The organism is Thermocladium modestius, assembly GCF_055398215.1.
The window spans coordinates 1,534,771-1,554,683 of sequence record NZ_AP043731.1; the positions used below are offsets into that span (position 1 = coordinate 1,534,771).

At 56.2% G+C, this 19,913-nt stretch carries 16 protein-coding genes and 1 pseudogene; 6 read left to right on the forward strand and 11 right to left on the reverse strand.

The features are described from left to right. Positions 1–21 precede the first annotated feature (21 nt). Positions 22–291 carry a hypothetical protein gene (locus ACZ5ZS_RS07965; RefSeq protein WP_188595545.1) on the forward strand — a complete coding sequence of 90 codons (270 nt, stop codon included), beginning with the start codon at positions 22–24 and terminating at the stop codon, positions 289–291. Between the two features lie 9 nt (positions 292–300). Continuing rightward, the gene (locus ACZ5ZS_RS07970) at positions 301–699 is read left to right on the forward strand and encodes a hypothetical protein (protein ID WP_188595546.1); all 399 of its coding nucleotides are present in this window, start codon (positions 301–303) and stop codon (positions 697–699) included. A 421-nt stretch (positions 700–1,120) separates the two neighbouring features. On the opposite strand, the pseudogene ACZ5ZS_RS07975 reads toward ACZ5ZS_RS07970, so the two are convergent. From ACZ5ZS_RS07975 to ACZ5ZS_RS07985, 3 genes and pseudogenes are all read right to left on the reverse strand, one after another. Then, a pseudogene (locus tag ACZ5ZS_RS07975) lies at positions 1,121–1,295 on the reverse strand (RNA-guided endonuclease TnpB family protein); the annotation flags it as partial. A 54-nt stretch (positions 1,296–1,349) separates the two neighbouring features. Further along, positions 1,350–2,273 (reverse strand): hypothetical protein, encoded by a 924-nt coding sequence (locus ACZ5ZS_RS07980; protein WP_188595547.1) that lies wholly within the window; start codon positions 2,271–2,273, stop codon positions 1,350–1,352. 155 nt (positions 2,274–2,428) lie between these two features. After that, on the reverse strand, positions 2,429–4,021 hold the full coding sequence (locus ACZ5ZS_RS07985; protein WP_342766256.1) for an oxidoreductase: 1,593 nt from the start codon (positions 4,019–4,021) through the stop codon (positions 2,429–2,431). Between the two features lie 594 nt (positions 4,022–4,615). On the opposite strand from ACZ5ZS_RS07985, the gene ACZ5ZS_RS07990 reads away from it, so the two are divergent. Beyond that, positions 4,616–5,533 (forward strand): fumarylacetoacetate hydrolase family protein, encoded by a 918-nt coding sequence (locus ACZ5ZS_RS07990; protein ID WP_188595549.1) that lies wholly within the window; start codon positions 4,616–4,618, stop codon positions 5,531–5,533. Between the two features lie 225 nt (positions 5,534–5,758). Then, entirely contained in the window at positions 5,759–7,366 is a 1,608-nt protein-coding gene (locus ACZ5ZS_RS07995) for a hypothetical protein (protein WP_188595550.1), read from the forward strand. 214 nt (positions 7,367–7,580) lie between these two features. Here ACZ5ZS_RS07995 and ACZ5ZS_RS08000 read toward each other — a convergent pair whose 3' ends face one another. The 3 genes from ACZ5ZS_RS08000 to ACZ5ZS_RS08010 all read right to left on the reverse strand — a co-directional run bounded on the left by ACZ5ZS_RS08000 (position 7,581) and on the right by ACZ5ZS_RS08010 (position 10,632). Continuing rightward, on the reverse strand, positions 7,581–8,801 hold the full coding sequence (locus ACZ5ZS_RS08000; RefSeq protein WP_188595551.1) for a hypothetical protein: 1,221 nt from the start codon (positions 8,799–8,801) through the stop codon (positions 7,581–7,583). 176 nt (positions 8,802–8,977) lie between these two features. Further along, positions 8,978–9,907 carry a malate dehydrogenase gene (locus ACZ5ZS_RS08005; protein ID WP_188595552.1) on the reverse strand — a complete coding sequence of 310 codons (930 nt, stop codon included), beginning with the start codon at positions 9,905–9,907 and terminating at the stop codon, positions 8,978–8,980. Positions 9,908–10,038: 131 nt separating this feature from the next. After that, positions 10,039–10,632: a cysteine hydrolase family protein gene (locus ACZ5ZS_RS08010; protein WP_188595553.1), complete on the reverse strand. Its 594-nt coding sequence runs from the start codon at positions 10,630–10,632 to the stop codon at positions 10,039–10,041. A 118-nt stretch (positions 10,633–10,750) separates the two neighbouring features. Between ACZ5ZS_RS08010 and ACZ5ZS_RS08015 the strand changes: the two genes are divergently transcribed. Further along, the gene (locus tag ACZ5ZS_RS08015) at positions 10,751–11,389 is read left to right on the forward strand and encodes a 30S ribosomal protein S3ae (RefSeq protein ID WP_188595554.1); all 639 of its coding nucleotides are present in this window, start codon (positions 10,751–10,753) and stop codon (positions 11,387–11,389) included. A 49-nt stretch (positions 11,390–11,438) separates the two neighbouring features. On the opposite strand, the gene ACZ5ZS_RS08020 is transcribed toward ACZ5ZS_RS08015, so the two are convergent. Genes ACZ5ZS_RS08020 through ACZ5ZS_RS08030 form a run of 3 tightly spaced genes read right to left on the reverse strand, consistent with a single transcriptional unit; the run spans position 11,439 to position 15,387 of the window. After that, positions 11,439–14,351, reverse strand: coding sequence for a DEAD/DEAH box helicase (locus tag ACZ5ZS_RS08020; protein WP_188595555.1), 2,913 nt, complete (start codon positions 14,349–14,351; stop codon positions 11,439–11,441). A gap of 58 nt (positions 14,352–14,409) precedes the next feature. Further along, a complete protein-coding gene (locus ACZ5ZS_RS08025; RefSeq protein WP_188595556.1) occupies positions 14,410–15,060 on the reverse strand; it encodes a phosphatase PAP2 family protein in 651 nt (216 codons plus the stop codon). Between the two features lie 45 nt (positions 15,061–15,105). Then, positions 15,106–15,387 (reverse strand): transcriptional regulator, encoded by a 282-nt coding sequence (locus tag ACZ5ZS_RS08030; protein WP_188595557.1) that lies wholly within the window; start codon positions 15,385–15,387, stop codon positions 15,106–15,108. A gap of 124 nt (positions 15,388–15,511) precedes the next feature. On the opposite strand from ACZ5ZS_RS08030, the gene ACZ5ZS_RS08035 reads away from it, so the two are divergent. After that, on the forward strand, positions 15,512–17,923 hold the full coding sequence (locus tag ACZ5ZS_RS08035) for a valine--tRNA ligase (RefSeq protein WP_464858246.1): 2,412 nt from the start codon (positions 15,512–15,514) through the stop codon (positions 17,921–17,923). A gap of 92 nt (positions 17,924–18,015) precedes the next feature. Here the strand turns inward: ACZ5ZS_RS08035 and ACZ5ZS_RS08040 are convergent, their stop codons facing one another. Both ACZ5ZS_RS08040 and ACZ5ZS_RS08045 read right to left on the reverse strand, forming a co-directional pair. Continuing rightward, positions 18,016–18,417, reverse strand: coding sequence for a hypothetical protein (locus ACZ5ZS_RS08040; RefSeq protein ID WP_188595559.1), 402 nt, complete (start codon positions 18,415–18,417; stop codon positions 18,016–18,018). 102 nt (positions 18,418–18,519) lie between these two features. Beyond that, entirely contained in the window at positions 18,520–19,881 is a 1,362-nt protein-coding gene (locus ACZ5ZS_RS08045; protein WP_188595560.1) for an AAA family ATPase, read from the reverse strand. Positions 19,882–19,913 lie beyond the last annotated feature (32 nt).

A 19,913-nucleotide genomic window follows, 5' to 3' on the forward strand; every position in this document is an offset into this window, starting at 1 on the left:
TCGGATTAAGCTAATTACCTAATGTCCATTAGTCTCGGTAACCCCGGCGGCGTGGTCCAGGTATTGGGTAATTACCCCGCTTTACCGCCCATCCAGGTGAACGTTGATAGGGAGTTTGGTAATGTGTTGATAATCCTCAGCGATAGGCCACCCGTTAAGTCTGAGGAGGGTTTGGCCCTTGTCACCGTTGGTGTTGATGAGGAGGATAAGCTGGTGTACATAAGTATCGAGCCCGAGGATAAGGACCTAGCTCGCTTCATAAGTAGGGTTAGGGCAGGGCCTCCCGTGTAAGTGGTCTCAATGTATAATTACCTTGACTTAGACTTCGAAATAATCTCAATAAAGCCCATGGTAATTAAGGCCTTAGTCGATGATGAGGAGTTAACTATCACAGCACTGCCTGTGGTGTTTAAGGTCCTCAAGTATGAGAATAACTACTCAATATGGGTAAACATGATAGTATCAACGAAGACCAACAAGCCAAGGCCAGGCCCTCAATGTAACCCAACCGTTATAATGGGTCGACCCGCCAAGGCCGAGAATAAAGTAATTAGTGATGGTGTCTTAAGGCTTAAGTTAAGCGACGGTGGTGAGAAGGAGGTCATAATCAAACCAACGAACATATCCTTCTACCCAGACTATAGGGACCAATTCGGCTCACCATGCATAGTACTCAATTGGTCAGTATTCTGGCGATGAAATGAATGTGTGAATTAACGTTTCATGCAAAACAGAGATTGCGATTAAGGATTTATGAACTTAAATCCAGTGGGGTCTGTATTGACGACTTCGAGCAGGAAATCATAAAGGCAATAGAGCATGCATGCAATGGAGAGTACGTAAAGGTTCGTAACGATCAGCATATATTATGCATGCCTATCAATAAATGTGGTAATGTTATGGTTATCATTATCTACACATCCATTAAGTATAATGGCAAAAAGACAAAGATCATCACCGTAATACCTACCACAAAGGACAAAACCATAAAGCAATACTGCAACTAATTACCAAGTAATAATCCAAGTAAGTATAGATCAAGGCGCAACATAATGATAAAGCTACACCACACTACCAACCCCATCCACCAAGCCTATTCTCTTCACTTCCAGTGCGGTTATGAAGCTTTCAGCATGTGCGGTGGTAGTTTCCCTTCCTTCTTCAACTTTAGAAGGGAGAAGAACGATGGCCAAGCCTCATTGTTTTTCTCTTTTTAGGTTTACTTTCCCTTCATGGAAGAATTGCTGCCCCCTCTCGTAGTTTAGTTCGTTAAATAGCTTAGCACGTATGTACGCTTTTTAACAGCCGCTCGTTTTGATTGTTGCTGGAGGAGAGTTGAACATTAAACATTAACCGTAGCACCCGCATGCAAGCGCGATGCTTTTGCTTCCCGGGAATGACGTTGGAAGTAGGATGTGTCCCCAAGCATCAACCCCGACAAAGGGCCAGTTGGCTATAACATCGGTCACGGGGCAATCATCCAACGCGTACCCGCCGTGAGTCACGGTGTAAGCCGCGGCGGTTCCAACCCCGTTAACCACGCCCGGCGCATCCGAGGTGCAGTCAGCCCACCTAGCGCCATTCCATGAGCCACCATCCGGCACGGCGCCCACCACCTCGTTGCCGTAATCCACGTAGAACCAACCGGCCGCGGTCGTGTTCACGACTAAGGCTCCCCCCACGTACCAAAGCGCCTCGTAGGAGTCCTCGGAGGGATATATCGTAATGGTGCTTCCCTGGGGCCCAGGCACGCTTGCCCTATACAGCTTAATCACGACCAAGCCCAGCCCCTCAGCGCCGGACTTGTTGGAGTACACGCGGCTCAGAACTGCTGTCTTGAATGGGTGTTCAGTCTCGTAGAATAGCTTATCCCCGCTGCTGCCCACCAGGTACACGGCGACCCAGCCCCCGCCAACCATCACCACCGAGTAGTTATATGGGTAGCCCGGCGGCAATTGGAAAGCCACCAATTCCCGCCCCGGGATGTTCCTCACCAGGGAGCTGGGCACCTGAGTTAATCGCAGCTGCGTTGTTAATTGCCGCGGCTCTATGTTGAATAGCGAGGTGAGGCTGGGCCCGGTGGCGTTGTAGGGCGTGTACACGACCGTGGGCGTCGTCGACGGATGCACTGATCTGGGGTTCATTTCTACATAGACTGCGAGGACCGTGGAGATTATGATTACCCCTACCGCGATGGCCAGCACTATAACGATGATTCCCGCCACGCCCCGCGCGCAGCGATGAGGCGCGTGCATGGCTCTTTCCTCTTTCATAGCTACCCTACGACCTGAACGTTTTTAAATATCGTAGAAAGTCTGTTTAACAAACCTGTTAATTCACTATGATATTTAATAATATATTGTAAAGGGAAAGTCTATGATGCATTATAAAGCCCGGCGGCGATTATGGATTAAACAGGCCTTGGGCGTCACGGCTCGTACTCGGCCGCCATCCAGTGCCCCCTCCATATCGCGGACCCAATGCTGGGTTGCCTCCTAGAGAACTCCCTAATCACCACGTCCGCCTCCGCCTCCGCGTCCCTCCAGTCCTTAACCACCTCGACGCCGCGTTTACGGTACGCCTCCGCCAGCAAGTACCCTCTAGTCCTATCAAGCCCCTCCAAGCCCCTCTCCGTCACCACGACCTTATTCTCCTCGGCCCACTTGAAGGCATAGTCCTGGTACGCGTAGAGGTTCGAATCCACCAGCACCGTCTTCCCAGAGTACGGCGTGAACGCCGGTTGCCTCTCCTCAGGCACGGCCCACACCCCCTCCTCTCTCCCGCCCTCCTCGCCGAGCCTCACCTCGACGCCTAGCCTGGCCAGCTCCGCCTCGTAGAACCTCAGGAGGGGGAGGAACTCCTCCCGCTTCCATGGATCCATCAACCAATTCAACTGGCCGCCCAACGCTTCCCCCCTCTCCAGCAGCGTGACCTTGAACCCCCTCTCTGCGAGGGTCCTCGCCGCCTCCATTCCCATCAACCCCCCGCCCACCACCGTGGCGCGCCCGCTCCCAGGCCTTAACGGGATCAACTCCCACCCCAGCTCCGGATTAACGTCGCACCTGACCTCCCGGGACGCGAAGCCCCTGCAGGACTGGTTGCACCTAATGCAGGGCCTGAACGGTTTCCCGCCCACCGCCTTGGGGAGCCACTCGGGGTCTGCCAGCAATTGCCTCCCCAACACCACCGCGTCCGCCACGCGCAGCACCTCCTCCGCGTCCCCCAGCGTCACCACGCTGCCCACGAGCAGGAGCGGGAGCCCGCCCGCTCCCACCTCCCTCGCCAAATCCACGAAGGCCGGCCTCCTCCAGTAGAAGGGCATGGAGGACCCGAGAGGCCCATCCCTCCCAGCCGACAAGTGGACGTAGTCCAGCATCCCAGCCACCCTCCCTATTATGGTTGAGACGTCCCTGGGCGAGAGCCCGTTGGGGTCGAACTCGGAGGCGCTTATCCTGAGCCCCACGGGGAGGCTCGTTCTCCTCCTCACCTCGCCCAGCACCTCCTCGAGAAACGCAACCCCGTCCCCGTACCTATCCCTCCTCCTGTTCACGGCGGGGGAGAGGAATTGAGCTATTAAGTAGCCGTGCGCCCCATGTATCTCAACCCCATCAAAACCAGCCCTCTCCGCCCTCTCCGCTGCATCCCCGAACTCCCTAACCACCCTCCGTATGTCCTCCTCCCCCATCTCCCTCACGGGCCCCAGGAGGGGGGCTGGGGATGGAGCTATGGGCTCGTTCCCCCAAATCAAGCTGGGCCTCGTCTTCCTGCCGGCGTGCACCAGCTGCACGAATATCTTGGACCCCCTGGAGTGAATCGCATCGGTTAACCTGAAGAACTTCGGCACTACCTCGTCGCTGTACAGCCCCAACTCGTTGGGCGACCCCCTGGAGTCCACGGCGTCCACGTAAGTGTACTCCGTTATTATGAGTCCGGCGGACGCCGTCCTCCTAGCCATGTACGCTATATGCTCATCCGTGGGATAACCCCCGGGCGCCGCCAGGTTGCTTATCATTGGGGCCATGACTACCCTATTCCTAAGCTTCACGTCCCTTATGTAGAAGGGCTCAAGCAGCTTCACGGGCCGCCTTGGCGGTTTCAGCAGAAAAACATTGCTCCACAGTGTGCGGCCCCAGCTCCCTGGGAGGACCCCAAGCTTGTGGTGAATTGAGATGGCAACTTGCGGGCAGCTTTTTGAAGTGAAAGTAATCCATTCCTTGTCAGTGTGTACTTGAGAATTTCTTAGATAGATGATTCACGATTTAGCCGGCTGAGGGGAAGCAAGTTCAGCCCCTTCCCGCCGGTCCACGCAATGGGATTTAACATTCCTGGTGCCATGAGTGCTAATAATTATTATTTTATTAATTATGCGCATCTATAACTCAGTCCCAAGTCTAGGCATCTGGATCTCACAGTAACATAGATTTGGTACTTGCTGCCCGAAATTGCTGGCATTACTGTCTTATCTTACTGTATACGTGAGGGATTGAAAAATTATTGCCTCTTTATCCGCCGGTCTCTGTATTACTATTGTTCGATGCTTTGGTAAGGATGGGGTAAGGAATGCCCAGCCGAGTTCCTGGGCAATGTTTAATTAACTCCCCTCGCCTCGACTTCCATGAAGTTGCTCTCCTTCGTGAAGGACGGAATACCGAGGGTGGGGGCCCTCGTGGCGGGCGGTGTGCTGGACCTGCCCCTCGCCTACTCCAGCATCCACGGGACGGAGGCTGCCCCGGATTTTCTCTACTCCATGCGGCGATTGGCGGAGCTTGGGGATCCCGCGGTGGGCGTGGTAAGGGAATTAATAGATAGGGGCCGCTCGGATTCCGATCTATTGCTGGATCCATCCTCCATAAAGTGGCTCCCCCCAATACCGGACCCGGAGAAGATCCTATGCGTGGCCGTGAATTACAAGGCGCACGGCGAGGAGACAAAGCACGCGCCGCCCGAGAAGCCCTACTTCTTCCCCAAGTTCAGGAACGCCTTGATAGGGAATGGGGACCCAATACTCAAGCCCCGCGTCTCCTACAGGGTGGACTGGGAGGTGGAGCTTGGGGTAGTGATCGGTAGGAGGGGGAAGTACGTGGACGAGAAGGAGGCGCTCAACCACGTCTTCGGGTACACCGTGGTGAACGACGTATCCATGAGGGATTGGCAGTTCCCGCCCGGCTGGCCCGAGAAGCTCAATGCCTTTGGCCAGAACTGGATCTGGGGCAAGAGCATGGACTCCGCCACCCCCATGGGCCCCGTAATAGCGACCCCGGACGAGGTGGGCGATCCAGGCAACCTCAAGTTAACCCTCAAGGTGAACGGCGAGACCCAGCAGGAGGGCAATACGGGGGGCATGATATTCGGCGTGCCCCAGTTAATCCACTGGGCCAGCCAGGGATTAACGCTGAGGCCCGGCGACGTAATATCAACAGGCACTCCCCAGGGGGTGGGCGAGGCCAAGGGCAAGTACTTGAAGAATGGGGACACGGTGGAGGCCGAGGTCGAGAAGGTGGGCAAGCTGGTCAACCCCGTAAAGGATGAATGAGCAGCATGGGGGAGGGAGCAACCTCATGCCTTCCAGGCCGCCGACCAACGGGCGTGAAACCGGGAGGCCCCTCCCTGAAAGGGCTCCATTCCAGTGATGGCGTTTCATGGGTTGGGGCCCCCACGTTGCGGCTAGGAATACTCGACGTCTAGGCAGTAATGCTTATATCGGGCTCCTCGCCTAAATCGCACGGCTAGGCATCCGGTACCATCCCCGCTTAAAACCATGAGCGTGAAGGACGTGGATGAGGCACAGCCGGAGGGCAGGCTAGAGTTCAAGGATTACCTCCTGACCTACGTCTTTGCCTTCAACTTCGGCGCCACCGCCCTCGGGCGCGGTCGGGGGTGGAGCCACGACGTGCTTGATCGCATGGTGGATGGTTTGAGGAAAAGAACGTGGAGCCCCTTCAACCTTGACATAAATGACATCGATGCGAGCTACGCGGTGAAGAAGTTGGTTGAGAGATATATTGAGCCGGAGGAGGAGCTTGGCTTCATAACCATCCAGCGGCGGTGGAAGTCGGTGATGCCCCCGCTCCGCGTGACGCTGCGGCCCAAACGGAAAGCCAATGAAGAAGCCCCCCTCCCCAGCCTCGATCCAGGCAGGGAGCCGATGCGGGCGGTGCCCGTCCTCACCATCCATGAAAGCGGCGTCGCCTACATAGCGCTCTTCATGGGCAACGCGGGGCAATGCTCGGCGGAGGACTTGATGGACTTCGTGGAATCGTTTGAGGAGTTGAGGGTGGGCGTGGAGTTAAGCGAGGAGTACAGGAATGCCCTGTCTCAAGCCAGCCACGCGCTGGGCATGGCTTGCCTAGATGACTTCCCATGCGATGCGTCGCGCATGGGAGGCAAGAGGTGGCGGTGCTCCGTTTACTTCCCTCCAAGCGGTTGCCTCAATGACTTGCTGTTGTTCGGGAGGGGGGAGTGCAGCTTGAGGGAGGTGTTCTCGATCCTCGCGTTGACGGCTTACCACAAGGCCTACGTGGATTATTGGAGGGACGCGGGGGTGGAGGAGTATGAGTTCCTCAGGTTCATAAGCGGCGCCGGCTTCATACCGTACGTGTTGATACACGCGTTGGTGGATGGGGACGACGTGTTCGAGGAGGTGGTGAAGAGGTTTCCAAGGCAGGTCTTCGGCATAGTCTCCCACAAGAAGGAGGGCTATAGAACCAGGAAGAGCGAGCGGGTGGCCAACTCGCTCGTGGACATATATGAGTCCAAGGAGGGCAGCCAATTCGTGGGCGGCATGGTGTCCCTATTCATGGGCTCCAGCAGGGCCTGGACGGGCGGAGCGACAGCGGGCGGCATCGACTCCCCTCTTTTGAGGAAGGCGGCGAAGGACGCGGATGACTTCGGCTTGTTGATAGGGGTGCGGCTGCTTCTCCACCTCTTCGATTACGAGTTGAGCAGGGTGTTGGACGGCGGGAGCGCGGGCGATTTGTTCAGGGTGGAGAGGAGGGTGGCTAAGGGGATGGAGGACGTGCATGAGGTCAGGCACCAGGTATACTCCAGGTCGAGCCACTGGTGGTGGCTAGCCATGGAGAGGCTCAGGGTTGATAGCGCGTACGAGGCCGTGATGGAGAAGCTGGAGAGGGTTAACTTCCTCGTAGTCAATGAGGACTCGCGGCAGGTGAACCTAACCATGCTGGTCCTTAGCATTATGTCTGCAGTGATCAGCGCCATACTGGTGGCGGAGGCTTTCCTGCCCCAGCAATGGCGGACGTTGGGCGCCTTCATAATCGCCGTAATACTCTCCATAATATTGGCCAAGCTATCGGCGATCATGAATCGCCTCTCCAACCGCGGCCGTCGAGCGCGGTATCTACGGTAAAATCAATTTTTTCCCGCTCCTCGGCGATCATCGCTTCATTGAAGAAATCACCCGGGCATGCCTTATCGACTGGGCATTGCCGCTTTGCGCTCCAGTCCAATAAAGCAGTGGAACAGGTGTTTTAGCCGCTCCTAATAGGGGCGAGGCGGGTCCATGACCTCAGGGAGGGGTCCGTGATCGCCGCTCGCTTCGTCTTTCCTGCCTGAGGGGTGGGTCAGACCAGGTAGAAGAAGATCTTGCTCACCGCCTTCTTAGCATCAATGCCGCAGCCGCCCTCCGCCTTCTCCAGGAGGTCGCTGTATAGCCTCCATTTTATGGCGCTGTTCGTGTTCGGGGATGCCCAGTACATTATGTACTCCCTCCCCATGTCCAGGCCGCCGGCGAGGCACTCATCCATTACGTAGGAGAGGGACCCTATGGGGTCCTGCATGAATGCCACGTAAAGCAATTGCTCCTCCCCCACAATGCCCTCCTCCGCCTGCTTCACGTACTCCCTGCACGTCTCCTCATCCGGCGAGGCATCGCTGCACTTCGCCATCGCCTCCTCCACCCCCATTCGATTCCTCAACACTGCTATAGCGGGGGCGACGAATGAGGGCATGAACTCCTCCCTATATCTCTCCAACTCCTTCCGGAACTCCCCCGCATCCACGGCCCCGAAGAGCGCCATCAAGCCAAGGGTGGGGGCTGACAGCTTCGCCTCCGCCTTGACCTCCTCGACCAGCTCCGGCACGGAGCCCAAGCCGGCCACCGCCCTGGCCCCCAGGTAATTAGCCGCGGCCAGCCTGAAGGCCCTGGTCCCGCGCGACTGGGAGAGGGCGTCCTCTATCAATTCGTAATTAATGGAGCCGCGGGCGGCCCCCAGCCTGAACCTCCACAGCTTACTTCGTACGGCGTCCTCTATCAATCCGAGCCCAGCGAATTCATTGGCCGCGGCGTCCGCGTCCTTATCCGCCTCCACCGCCTTATCGAACCCTATCTCTGGGAGCAGGGTTGATCTGAGCAGCAAGTACCTCGCCTCCGCCTCCCTCAATTCCCTCGCCATCCCCGCCACGTCCAAGCCGGTGCGCTTCAAGTAATCCTCAGGGACGTCCTCCGGGTGCCTCAGCAGCCTCCTCGTGGAGGATAGGCCCTGCTCCACGTGGTTGAGGGCCAGCTCCGCCTGCCCCATGTTGACCTCAGCTATGTACCTCTCCACCAACGCCCTGGCCAAGTGGCAGAGCGGGGACTTGTTGTCGCACATCCTGTTTAGGACCACCTCAGCCGCATCCATCTGCTCCCTATCCCCCAACACCCACGCCGCCAAGGCCCGCGCCTCCAGGGCGTATATCGTGTCGTCCCTGGCCCCGTTGAGCATGAATAGGAGCCTCCTCGCGGTCTCCTTGTCTTCCTTCTTCTTCAATTCCCTGGTGAGCGCGGCTATTTTGTCCTCCATGATGGAGCCGAGGAGGGGACGGATTAATAATTTGCCGCCCACCGTAAAGGGCATGCGCAACCGATTCAAAGTCACCTCGGGCAAGTCCAATGAAGGGGGCAAGCGCTGAAAGGAGGCAAAGGTAATAAAGATAACATTAATAATATTATTTGTTTTCGCCGAAGGCGGGCGTCAACTCATTGCAGGTACTGGGGAGGCACCGTCTTTAGGTTGTTCTTGACGGCCTCCACGCTCTCCATGAACTTCCTCCTCTGCTCCGCGTTTAGGTTCAACTCTATCACCTTCTCCGCCCCCCTCTTTCCGAAGACGACGGGCACCTCCACGAAGACATCCTTAACGCCGTACTCCCCGTCCAAGTAAACGCTGGCCTCTATCACTGTCTTCCTGTCCTTCTTTATGGCGTCCGCCATTATGGTCAACCCAGCACCGGGTCCCCAGTTGCTGCTGAACTTCCTGAGGTTGGTTATGTCGGCTCCTGCCTGTATGGTCTTCTTCACTATCTCATCCATCTGCTCCTTGGTGAGGAACTCGCTGAGGGGCTTCCCGTACACCATGGACGCCTCAGGCACTGGGTACATGTTCTCGCCGTGCTGGCCCAGCACCACTGGTATTATCGCGCTGGGGGATATCCCAATTATTTGACTGGCGTAGTAGGCCAGCCTCCTGGTGTCCAGCGCCCCGCTGAACCCTATCACCCTCTCCCTCGGGAACTTGAGCCGCTTGTAGAGGACGTAGACCATCACGTCGGAGGGATTGGTGGTCAGCATAACTATGGAGTTAGGCGCGTACTTCCTCACCTGGTCGGCGATGCCGGCCACTATCTCCGCGTTCTGGGCCGCCAACTGCTCCCTAGTCATGCCGGGCTTCCTGGCGAGGCCAGCCGTTATTATCACTATGTCGCTGCCCTCCATGTCCTTATAGTCGTTGCTTCCCTTGACGGTCACGGATTTCCCCAGGATGGCCGCCGCGTGGTTGAGGTCCAGGGCCTCTCCCTGGGGCAGCCCTTGGACGATGTCTATCAGGGTTATTTCGGTGTCGACCTCGTTCATTAGGAGCGAGTAGGCGGTCGAGGCGCCCACCCTCCCCGCGCCTATTATAGTTATCATGGGCATAAGCATTGATTTATGTTTATAAGTATTTCCCTTGTAACGCTAGTAGTATATAAATGGTATCCCGCCAATAAGATTACAGGTGAATTGCAATAATATCAATTATGGATCCATCAAGGCAAGCTCAATTAAATGAATTCTATGTCCGTGGTCTTGGTTATCGTTCCCTTATATAGGAAAGATACTTGGCGAAGAGTTGAATATAGGTCGAAGTCAGTCAAGGCGGATACCCCATCCACCGCCAGCGCCACGTTGTACCAATTCAAGGCGGCGGAGCCGGCCGTGTGGAGGACGCATATGTTGGCCACGGTCCCCACGAGCACCAGGTTCCTTATGCCGCGCACGCGGAGGAGGTAGTCCAGGGAGGTCCCGAAGAACGCATCGTACCTCAACTTCCTTATCACCGCATCATCCGGAGCCGGGGCAAGCTCCTCGATTATCTCGGCGCCCCACGTCCCGGCCAGCGCGTGCTCCCCCCATATCCTGAACTCGGGGTCATCCTTCATGTGCCAGTCCTGCGTGTATATCACGCTCGCGCCCGCCCTCCGCGCTCTACCCAGCAGCTCCGCTATTGGCTTTATAGTGTCCTCCGCGCTCGGCACGTAGAGCTTCCCATCCCTCCTCACGAAGTCGTTCTGCATGTCGACGACCACCACGGCGGTCTCCCGGGCCTGTAGCTTGGCCCTCCTCACCTCAATTGGGGGAACCTCCACCGACGTCATGCGTCAAGCGCCGGGCGGCCCTATTTAAAGCCAACAGGGCAGGGTAGTTAACCGGCCGGGCTCCTCCTTCCCATTGCTGGTTAAGATTTATTAATAGACCCCAGTCCCCGTTTCTTCAATGTCTCAGCAAAGCGCGCAGAAATCGGCAATGGGGAAGTGGGCGTTCAAGAATTGGTACCCCGTCTACTCCCCCGCCGTCTTCAACGAGGTGCTTGTCGGCGAGGCCCCCGCGGAGGAGGCGGGCAAGCTGGTCAATAGAACAATAGGGGTCACCCTGTTCGACATAACCAAGGACCTGTCCCACCTCACCATAAAGCTCACGTTCCAAATAGATAGGGTTGAGGGAGACAAGGCGTTCACCAGGTTCAAGGAGATGGAGTTGGCCAGGGATTACATAAGGAGCTTGGTGAGGAGGGGGTCCAGCAAGGTAATGGTTATTCAGGATGTGACCACGAGCGACGGCGCCGTGTTGAGGTTCGAGGTGCTGGCCGTGACTACCTACAGGTGCAGCACGAGCAGGAAGAGGGGGATAAGGGCGGCGATAAGCTCTAGGCTCAGCGAGGTCACGGCTAACGCTGACTTCGCCACGCTCGTGAGGGACGCCGCCATGGGCAAGCTATCCATTAGCCTAATGGAGGCCGGCAAGAAGATATACCCATTGAGGAAGGCGGAGGTAATGAAGTTGAAGGTAATAAGATACCCCACCAAGCCGGGCGAGGCCAAGAAGGCGGAGATAACGGTAGCCCAAACCCAGTGAGAAAAGCCCTGAGAGGTCAAGTGGGTAAGTAAGGGTAAGGAACCCGCGATCACTCATTCGATAGGAACCTACGCCTCATGTGCTCCCTCTCCGCGCCGTAGATGGCGGCCGCCAATTCATCCAGACCCGCCTCCCCGGTCTTCTCCAGGAGGGCCTCCGCCTCATCCAGGGGGAGCCGGGATGCCAGGACAACCATCGCCCTCCACCCATGCCTCGCCACCAGCTCCGTGCTCCTCTCAAGCGCGTCCGCGTGCCTCCTATCCCCCTTCCTTACCCTGCCCTCCCTCACCCGCGCCGCCAGGTCCGCCGCCTTTCCCTCCTCCAGCTTAACGGCGCCCAGCCTCGCGGAGCCGCATTGGGGGCACTTGGCGTTCATGGCGTCCCTAACCCTGGCCATGAATGTGCTGCCGCACTCCCTGCAAACCAGTGTGAGGGACTCGTTGAGTAGCCTCGCCTTAACGCTCTCCAGCACCAGCTTATCCAGCCGCTCCGGGGCGATGAGCTCCATCTTATGGCTTATCTTATCTATTATCTCCTGAGCCATGGGGCTCGGCGCCGCCAGCCGAACCGTTCTAATCCTCACCTCGCCGGACTTGATGCGGGCAAGCACCCTAGCCGCCCCGTCCAGGTCCACGTCCCTCACCAGGAATTCCTTGAATGCCTCTGTGAAGACGGGCGTGTCCCTCAACGCTTCGATCACGCTCCCCATGTTCACCTCCCCCCAGCTCCTCTTCTTGGAGAGGACGTTGAACCTCCTGGCCACGTGCATGAACCTCCTCCTCAGCAAGCCCGTCCTCAACGCGACGCTCCTCACCAGCTCTATCAACTCCCCCCCGCCCAGCGACGCCAGCTTCACCAGCTCCTCCTCCACCAGCCCGCTCCTCGAGGCGCCCCTAGGCAGTTGAATCACCACTGAGTAGGGATCCTGTTGAACCGCGACGGGAAAGCCCGTGTCCCTGGTTATCAGCTCGCTCAGCATCCTCGCAAGGGTTCTGTTGATCAACGTGCCGAAGTGCGCGTGCACCACGGCCAAGTCCCCCACCTCCTCCACCACCACCTCCTCGTGGGTTGGGACGGGGGCCACCTCCGCCTGCCTCCGCACGAAGTCCAACGCGTAGCTCGCCACCTCCTCCCCCAGCCCCAGCTCCCCCGCCACGCGGCTCGGGGCCTCTCCCCTCCTAACCGCCTCCGCCAGCCGCGCCTTGATCCTGCCCACGTCCTCCGCCACCTCACGAGGCACGGGTATCTCCTCCCCTATCCAGGAGGGAATAGCGCCGACCGGGTCCTCAGTGGGCCTCACGTACACCTTATCCTCATCGAGGCCGGACAGTATCCACACGCTTCCCCTGAACACGAACTTCACACCCACCTGGCCGTACTCGGCTATGAAGGCGTCGTCCAGCACCCCCACGGGCTCCTCCGTGTCCTCCCTGATCACCACGTACTGCTGCTCCTCCGGTATCATGGATAGCTGATCGAAGAAGTACCTATACATCTCCATCCTAGCCCTCCTCCCGCTGGGCTTCAGCACCACGTCCTCCCCATCCACGAAGTAGACCAGGCGGGGATTCAGGACCTCGCTCATGAACTTAACCACGCCCCTCAACTCCTCCATGGAGAGGCCCCTGTAGGGGTAGGACCTGCTGAAGATGGAGTGGATCTCGCCCAGGCTCCACCTGTTCCTGATCATCATCAACAGCACTATTTGGTGAACCAACACGTCGAACGGCTTCTCCGGCACCGTTAAGGGCTCTATCCACCCCCGCCGCGCCCTGCCTATGATGGCCTCGGCCTCCAGGGTATCATTTAAATCCTCGGTCACTATGAAGCCCCTCGGCGTTCTATCCAGCCTATGCCCGCTCCTCCCAACCCTCTGCACCAGCCTAGTCACTTGATGCGGGGATAGGTACTGTATGACTTGATCAACCCTCCCAATATCTATCCCCAGCTCGAGGCTGGACGTGGCTATTATGGCCTTCAACCCCCCATCCTTGAACAGCCTCTCCACGTTGATGCGGGACACCTTGGACAGCGAGCTGTGGTGCACCGCCACGGGGTACCCGGGATCAAGCAGGGAGAAGCGGAACGCGAGCAGCTCAGCCATGGACCTAGTATTCACGAACACTATAGTGGCCCCGCCCCCCTCATCTATTAACCTCTTAACGTGCAGCAACCGCCCCAGGGCGTCCTTGTGTATCAATTCCTCCGCGTCCTCCCGCAGCGAGGGCGGGTCCGGCGGCGGGGCGGCGGGGCCTATCACCTCCATCTTGGTCCTCCTCATCATGGAGGCATCCACCACCTCCGCATCCCCCTCCCCCACGAGGAACCTCGCCACCTCCCTGGGGGACCCAATGGTTGCGCTAAGCCCTATCAATTGAGGCGAGGATCCAATCAACCACTTAAGGACCTCCAGCGTCAGCGATAACTGGACCCCCCTCTTGTCCTCCGCCAGCTCGTGCACTTCATCTATTATGATCCACTTGACGGACTTAACGTGCTCCCTAAGCCTCCTCCCAGTCAGTATTAATTGAAGGGTCTCCGGCGTCGTTATGAGCATCTGAGGAGGCCTTCGGCTCTGCCTGCTCCTCTCGTTTGCGTCGGTGTCACCATGCCTCACGGCGACCTCCATCCCCAGCTCTCCTCCCCACCAGGACAACCTATCCAGCAGGTCCCTATTCAACGCCCTCAACGGGGTTATGTAGAGTATATTGATGCCGGGCCCCAGCTCCCCCCTCTCCCTCGCGCGTAGGAACATCGACAGCACGGGGAGGATTGCCGCCTCCGTCTTCCCGCTCCCTGTTGGGGAAATGATCAATACATTACGCCCCTCCATTATGAGGGGAATCGCGCGGCGCTGGGGCTCCGTAAGAGCCGTTATCCCCCTCCTGGCCAGCAACTCCTTGATCAGAGGATGCAGCAGGCTCAACGCATCCCCATCGGCCTCAGCCTCTGCCGTATTCATGAATTCGCAGACGCGTAGGCGGCCGGGCATTTAAACTTTTAATCGGGGCGGCACCCCCTCATTCCCCTCCTCTCCTCCTCAAGCCTCCCAGCACGGCCTGGAGCACGGCATCCACTGCCCGGGGCAATTGCGGGAACGCGTTGATGAGGGCAACGTCGGCGGCGCCCAGCACCCACCCCATCACCACGTCCAGGGGCCAGTGCACCCCCACGTAAATCCTCCCGTACGATACCATGATGGCCTCCGCGGCGAGGGGGATAGATAGGTACCACGGAAGGGACGCCGCGGCCAGGGCGCCCGTCGACACTATCAACGCGTGGCCCGATGGGTATGATGAATCCGGGGCCGTGCTTATCAACGTGCTCACGTGCAGCACGGTGAATGGGCGGGGCAGGTACATCAAGTGCTTCAACGCCTCCCCCAGGATCAAGCTGAGCGCGAACGCCGCTATCATGGAGTCGCTCGTCCTCCTGTACCTGGTGAACCAAAGGGCCAGGGCGACGGGGATCCAGAAGAACGCCCTCCCATAATCATCGCTGCTGATGAGCGATAGGAAGGGATTGAGGACGGCGAGGCGGTGATCTATCACAGCGTAAAGGATGTAAGCGTTCAACGGGAAGTCCTCCCCCACCCTCAACACCCACGCGGTGACCGCGGCGAAAACGGCGTACATTGACGCGGCGACCGCCAACTGCTTCCTATTCATCATGAAGATGGGCGGATTGGTCGAGGATAATTAACTGTTGCGGCGATCCTACTGCTTGGCCCCCTCCCCCTCCTTGGTCTCCTTCTCCAGCTTATTCAACTCCTCCTGTATCTCCTTCTCTATCTCCTCTATAGGCTTGGGCGGCGGGGTGGTGGCCAGCGCGTACCCTATCCACGCCAGTATGCCGAACACGGCGGCCACTCCAATGAACGCCGTCGCCTCTATCACCAACGCCTTCCACGGAGAGAAGAACACCAACCAGGCATACACTATTATCACTATGATGGACACCGCGAGAAGCGCCCCTCCCATTGCCTTATCATTTGGCATAATTGGAGGTGAATCAAGTGTTTAAAAGCATTTCAGCGGCAAGCGCCTCCATCATTGGTATTGAAAGGCCCGGCAGACCGCGGCTAATAATGCTTAATAAACATGCATAGGCCACCCTTGCCATATGTCGGATAAGCGGTGGAGAGTCGATAAGGAGGTGGAGCTGCTTAAGGTGTGGGAGTCGGAGGGCCGGTTCTCGACAAAGGTGGAGGAGGGCAGGCCCGTGCTCGTCATAGATACGCCGCCTCCCTACATGAGCGGGAGGCCCCACATAGGTCAGTTCGCATCTTATGCTCAAATGGACATGATAGTTAGGTTTTACAGGATGAGGGGCTACTCCGTCGTTTTCCCGTTCTACGCGGACAGGAACGGGCTGCCCGTGGAGGTGCAGGTGGAGAGGAGGTACAACGTGAGGCTCCAGGAAGTGCCTCGGGAGAAGTTCCTCGACATGTGCAGGAATGTGCTGGACGAGTACGAGGACGCGTGGAGAAACGCGTTGAGGAGGTGGGGAGTTTCCGCGGATCAATGGAGGGAGGGAACCGACAGCGTGGAGTATAGGACGATGACTCAATCCACGTTCATAGAGATGTGGAGGCGGGGGCACATATACGAGGCGGAGAGGCCCACCATGTGGTGCCCGAGGTGCATGACATCGCTGGCGGAGGCCGAGGTGGAGTACAAGGAGGGGGAGACCCATCTCAACTACATCAAGTTCAAGGTCAAGGAGACGGGGCAGGACATAGTGATAGCCACAACGAGGCCCGAGCTCCTCGCCGCCACCGTGGCGGTGATATTCAACCCAGGAGACGATAGGTACAAGCCATTAAACGGCCTCCACGCCATCGTCCCCATCTTCGGCCAGGAAGTCCCAATACTGCCGCACCCAGCGGCGAAGCCCGACTTCGGGAGCGGCTTGGTCATGATAAGCACGTTCGGCGACACGAGGGACTTAAGCATAGTCAACGACCTGAGGCTCCCCATGAAGATAGTGGTGACTCAGGACGGGAGGATGGGGGACGCTACCGGGAAGTACGCGGGCATGAGCGTGGCGAAGGCCAGGGAGGAGATCGTGAAGGACCTGGAGGCCGCGGGCCTCCTGGTGAGGAGGGAGCGCATAGCCCACTCCGTACCGGTCTGCTGGAGGTGCGGCACCCCCATAGAGGTGATAGTGACCAAGGAATTATTCCTCAGGCAATTGGCGTTCAAGGAGGAGTTGTTGAGGATAATTAGGGAGAAGATGAGGTTCCACCCGCCGGAGTACGCCCAGACCCTCATCAATTGGGTGTCCTCGCTTCAATTCGACTGGCCCATCTCCAGGAGGAGGTACTACGGCACTGAGATACCCATTTGGTACTGCGTGGAGGATGGCAAGGTAACCCCCATCCTACCCCGCGGCGGCCGGTACTACAGGCCGTGGAGGGATGAGGCTCCGCCGGAGGTCAAGGAGCAGTGCAGGGGGAGGTTGGTGGGGGAGGAGAGGATACTTGACACTTGGTTCGACTCCTCCATTTCCTGGATGTACGCCTCCGGCCGCACCAAGTTCCCCGGAGTGTTCGAGAAGGCCTACCCCCGCGGGATAATAAGGCCTCAGGGGTACGAGATAATAAGGTCCTGGCTGTACTACTCGGTGCTCAGGGCGTACCTGCTGTATGGGGACGCGCCCTTCTCCAGGGTCAGGATTAACGGCATGGGGCTTGACGAGAGGGGGGAGGCCATGCATAAGTCCAAGGGGAACGTGGTGGATGCCATGCATCCAATAGAGAGGTACGGCGCTGACGCCACCAGGTTCTGGGCCGCATCGGCGGGGAAGCTGGGCTATGATTACAGGTACCAGGAGCAGTTGTTGAGGACGGGGAAGGACTTCGCCACGAAGCTCTGGAACGCGGCTAGGTTCGCCTACTCCTTCCCAGACGCGGGCGGGGATTACTCCCTCACGGCATTGGACGAGATAATCATCAATGAGTTGAATAAGGTGAAGGAGCAAGCCATAAGGGCCTACGAGGACTTGGACGTGTACACCGCTGCGCAGGGCCTCTTCGGATTCGTGTGGCACGTGTTCGCCGATCACTACGTGGAGGCGGTTAAGTCGTGCGCCTATAATAGGGAGGGCAGTTTCCCGGAGCGGGAGCAGAGGGGCGCGTGGCACGCGTTGAGGACGGTCATGGATGAATCGCTGAAGCTCTTGGCGCCCATAATGCCCTTCGTCACGGACGAGATATGGAGGAGGACCCACGGCAAGTCCATCCACGACGAGACCATAGGGGACCCCGGGCAGTGGAGGGAGGACCTATCCAAGATGTTGGGGGAGTTCATGAAGCTGAACAGCGCGGTTTGGGCCTATAAGAACAAGAGGCGGATAAGCCTCGCGGAGCCCCTCAACGGCACTCTATACGCGCCGGCGTCTTTAAGGCCTCTGGAGAGGGAGTTGAGGGAGATGCATAAGGCCAGGATATCCTTCGACGAGAGGCCGGCCGACGCCGTGAGGATAAGCGATGATGCCGAGATATATGTTGTAGAGGAGCGCGTCAATCAATAGTTAAATATCAATAATATAGTTAATTCTATAGCATGGGTGTGGAAAGCGATGTGTTGGTGAGGGATTGGAAACGGCTTAGCAATGGATCGTGTTTAACAATATTCAACATAGAAGTTTATTCCGCCTAATGGTTGTAGTGTCTTTATTAATTGGCCTTTTAATTTCCGTAGATTATTTTCTATTTCAACGTTACTCTCATTTACTATTAGGATCACTTCCTTATTCATTGATCTCAGGTCTAGAGATGTCAGGTTTCTTATCATTATGTCCACAAGCCCAATGGTATTCTTTACCTTATCTATAAATTCACTCATTGCCCGGCTTGGGTTGTTGCTTAGCTCTATGAAGAGTATTTTACTTTCTTTCTCATTAACCTTTTTGATCAAAAAGGAATCGCAGTGTGGGCCATTTCCATGGTCTTTTATATAATTCTTAACCTCTTTATTTTCAATTTTTGATGAATTACCTTTTAACTCATTGTATAATGCTTCCACGTCTAGGAATAATACTATCTCGCCTTTCAATTTATAATTACAGCCACTCTCCGTGATGTAAGCACATGAATCGTTATCTATACGTAGTCCGGGCATTATTTATCATTCCTCGTGCATTCTATTGGAGTATAGCGCTGAATACCACCTCAATTCCTTCTCCAGCACGTCCTGAGTGCCCGGCAGCCCAGCTGCCACCTCATCTGCCCGCTTCTCCTCGGCCTTCCCATTATTGAAGTAATAGAACTTAACATTAGCCTTAGACATGGCCGCCGCCTCTGCCAGGTCATTGTAGTTGCTTAACCCTATTTCATCGAAAAGCTCTGCCGCCTCCTCCTTTTTGGGCCGCAGCATGTATAGATGGGCTAGGGCATATGCTATGGTGGTGCTGTGAGTCGTTAGAACTATCTTTACTCCCTTGGTAGTGAGTGCATATAAAAAGAATGCCACGAGTAATTGAAGCGATTCATGCAGCTGCGTCTCAGGTTCCTCAATTAGGATCAGCGAGTTGCGTTTAATGAGTAATGCCATGCTGGTCAATTCGATTACGGAGGCAGAGACATAATTCCAAGGGATTGGAGAGCCATTCACCACATACCTCAATCCCCTATTTGTATTAACAAGACTATTTCCAAATAGGGGAGCCGCCATTCTCAATATATCGGCATCTGGTTCTGGCATGCGGTCTATTGGTAACCTGTTATGTCTTATATCCATTTCATTATAGACTTCCGTCAATGTTCGCCTCCGTGGTTCCATCCAACTTATCGCGTTGTACAAATTCAGAGAGCTTGTATATGACTTAAAGATGACCTTCGTTATTCCTTCTCTTTGCTCTAATTCATTGCGTATGCCATTATTTATATAATCTTCTAGTTTTTTAACCAGGTATTTATATATTGTCCGTCTCACCAGAAAGCTTAACTGATCCGCCAATTTGGATCTACATTCATCGCTTAAATTAAGCGTATTCCGCATATATAATTCCGTTTTACCGTTAATCTCGCCTCTAAGCGATATCGTCACTCTACGTATCTGTCTTCTTTCTTTATCGCACTCAGCCGGGAGGAATATTTCCAGTCTTGGAATAGTATATTCTTCGTTTAATTCAATTCTAAGGGAAATTTTCCGTATGAAGTCCTCCACATTGATGGGGTATAACTTAAAGTCTATGCCTGGCAATGCAGACTTCACGTATTTCCTGTAGGCGTTTATTATATGGTTCTTGCTAATCCTTAGATTAACGATGGTTCTTCCTCGGTTTATCAATTCATTAATATCGAGCCCCTCCATATTAAAATCATCCTCATCCACGTACTCCTCTAGTCTGCTTAGATTAAGTGAGTAGAAGATGGACTTCAAGGCAGTGCTCTTTCCTGTATTGGATGGTCCTACTAGCACGGTTATGTCACCCAGCTCCAACTCGGCTTCCCTTATGGGTCCCACGTCCTTAATTATAAGCCGCATTTTTTGAACTATCGAGATCCCGCGCATAGTTA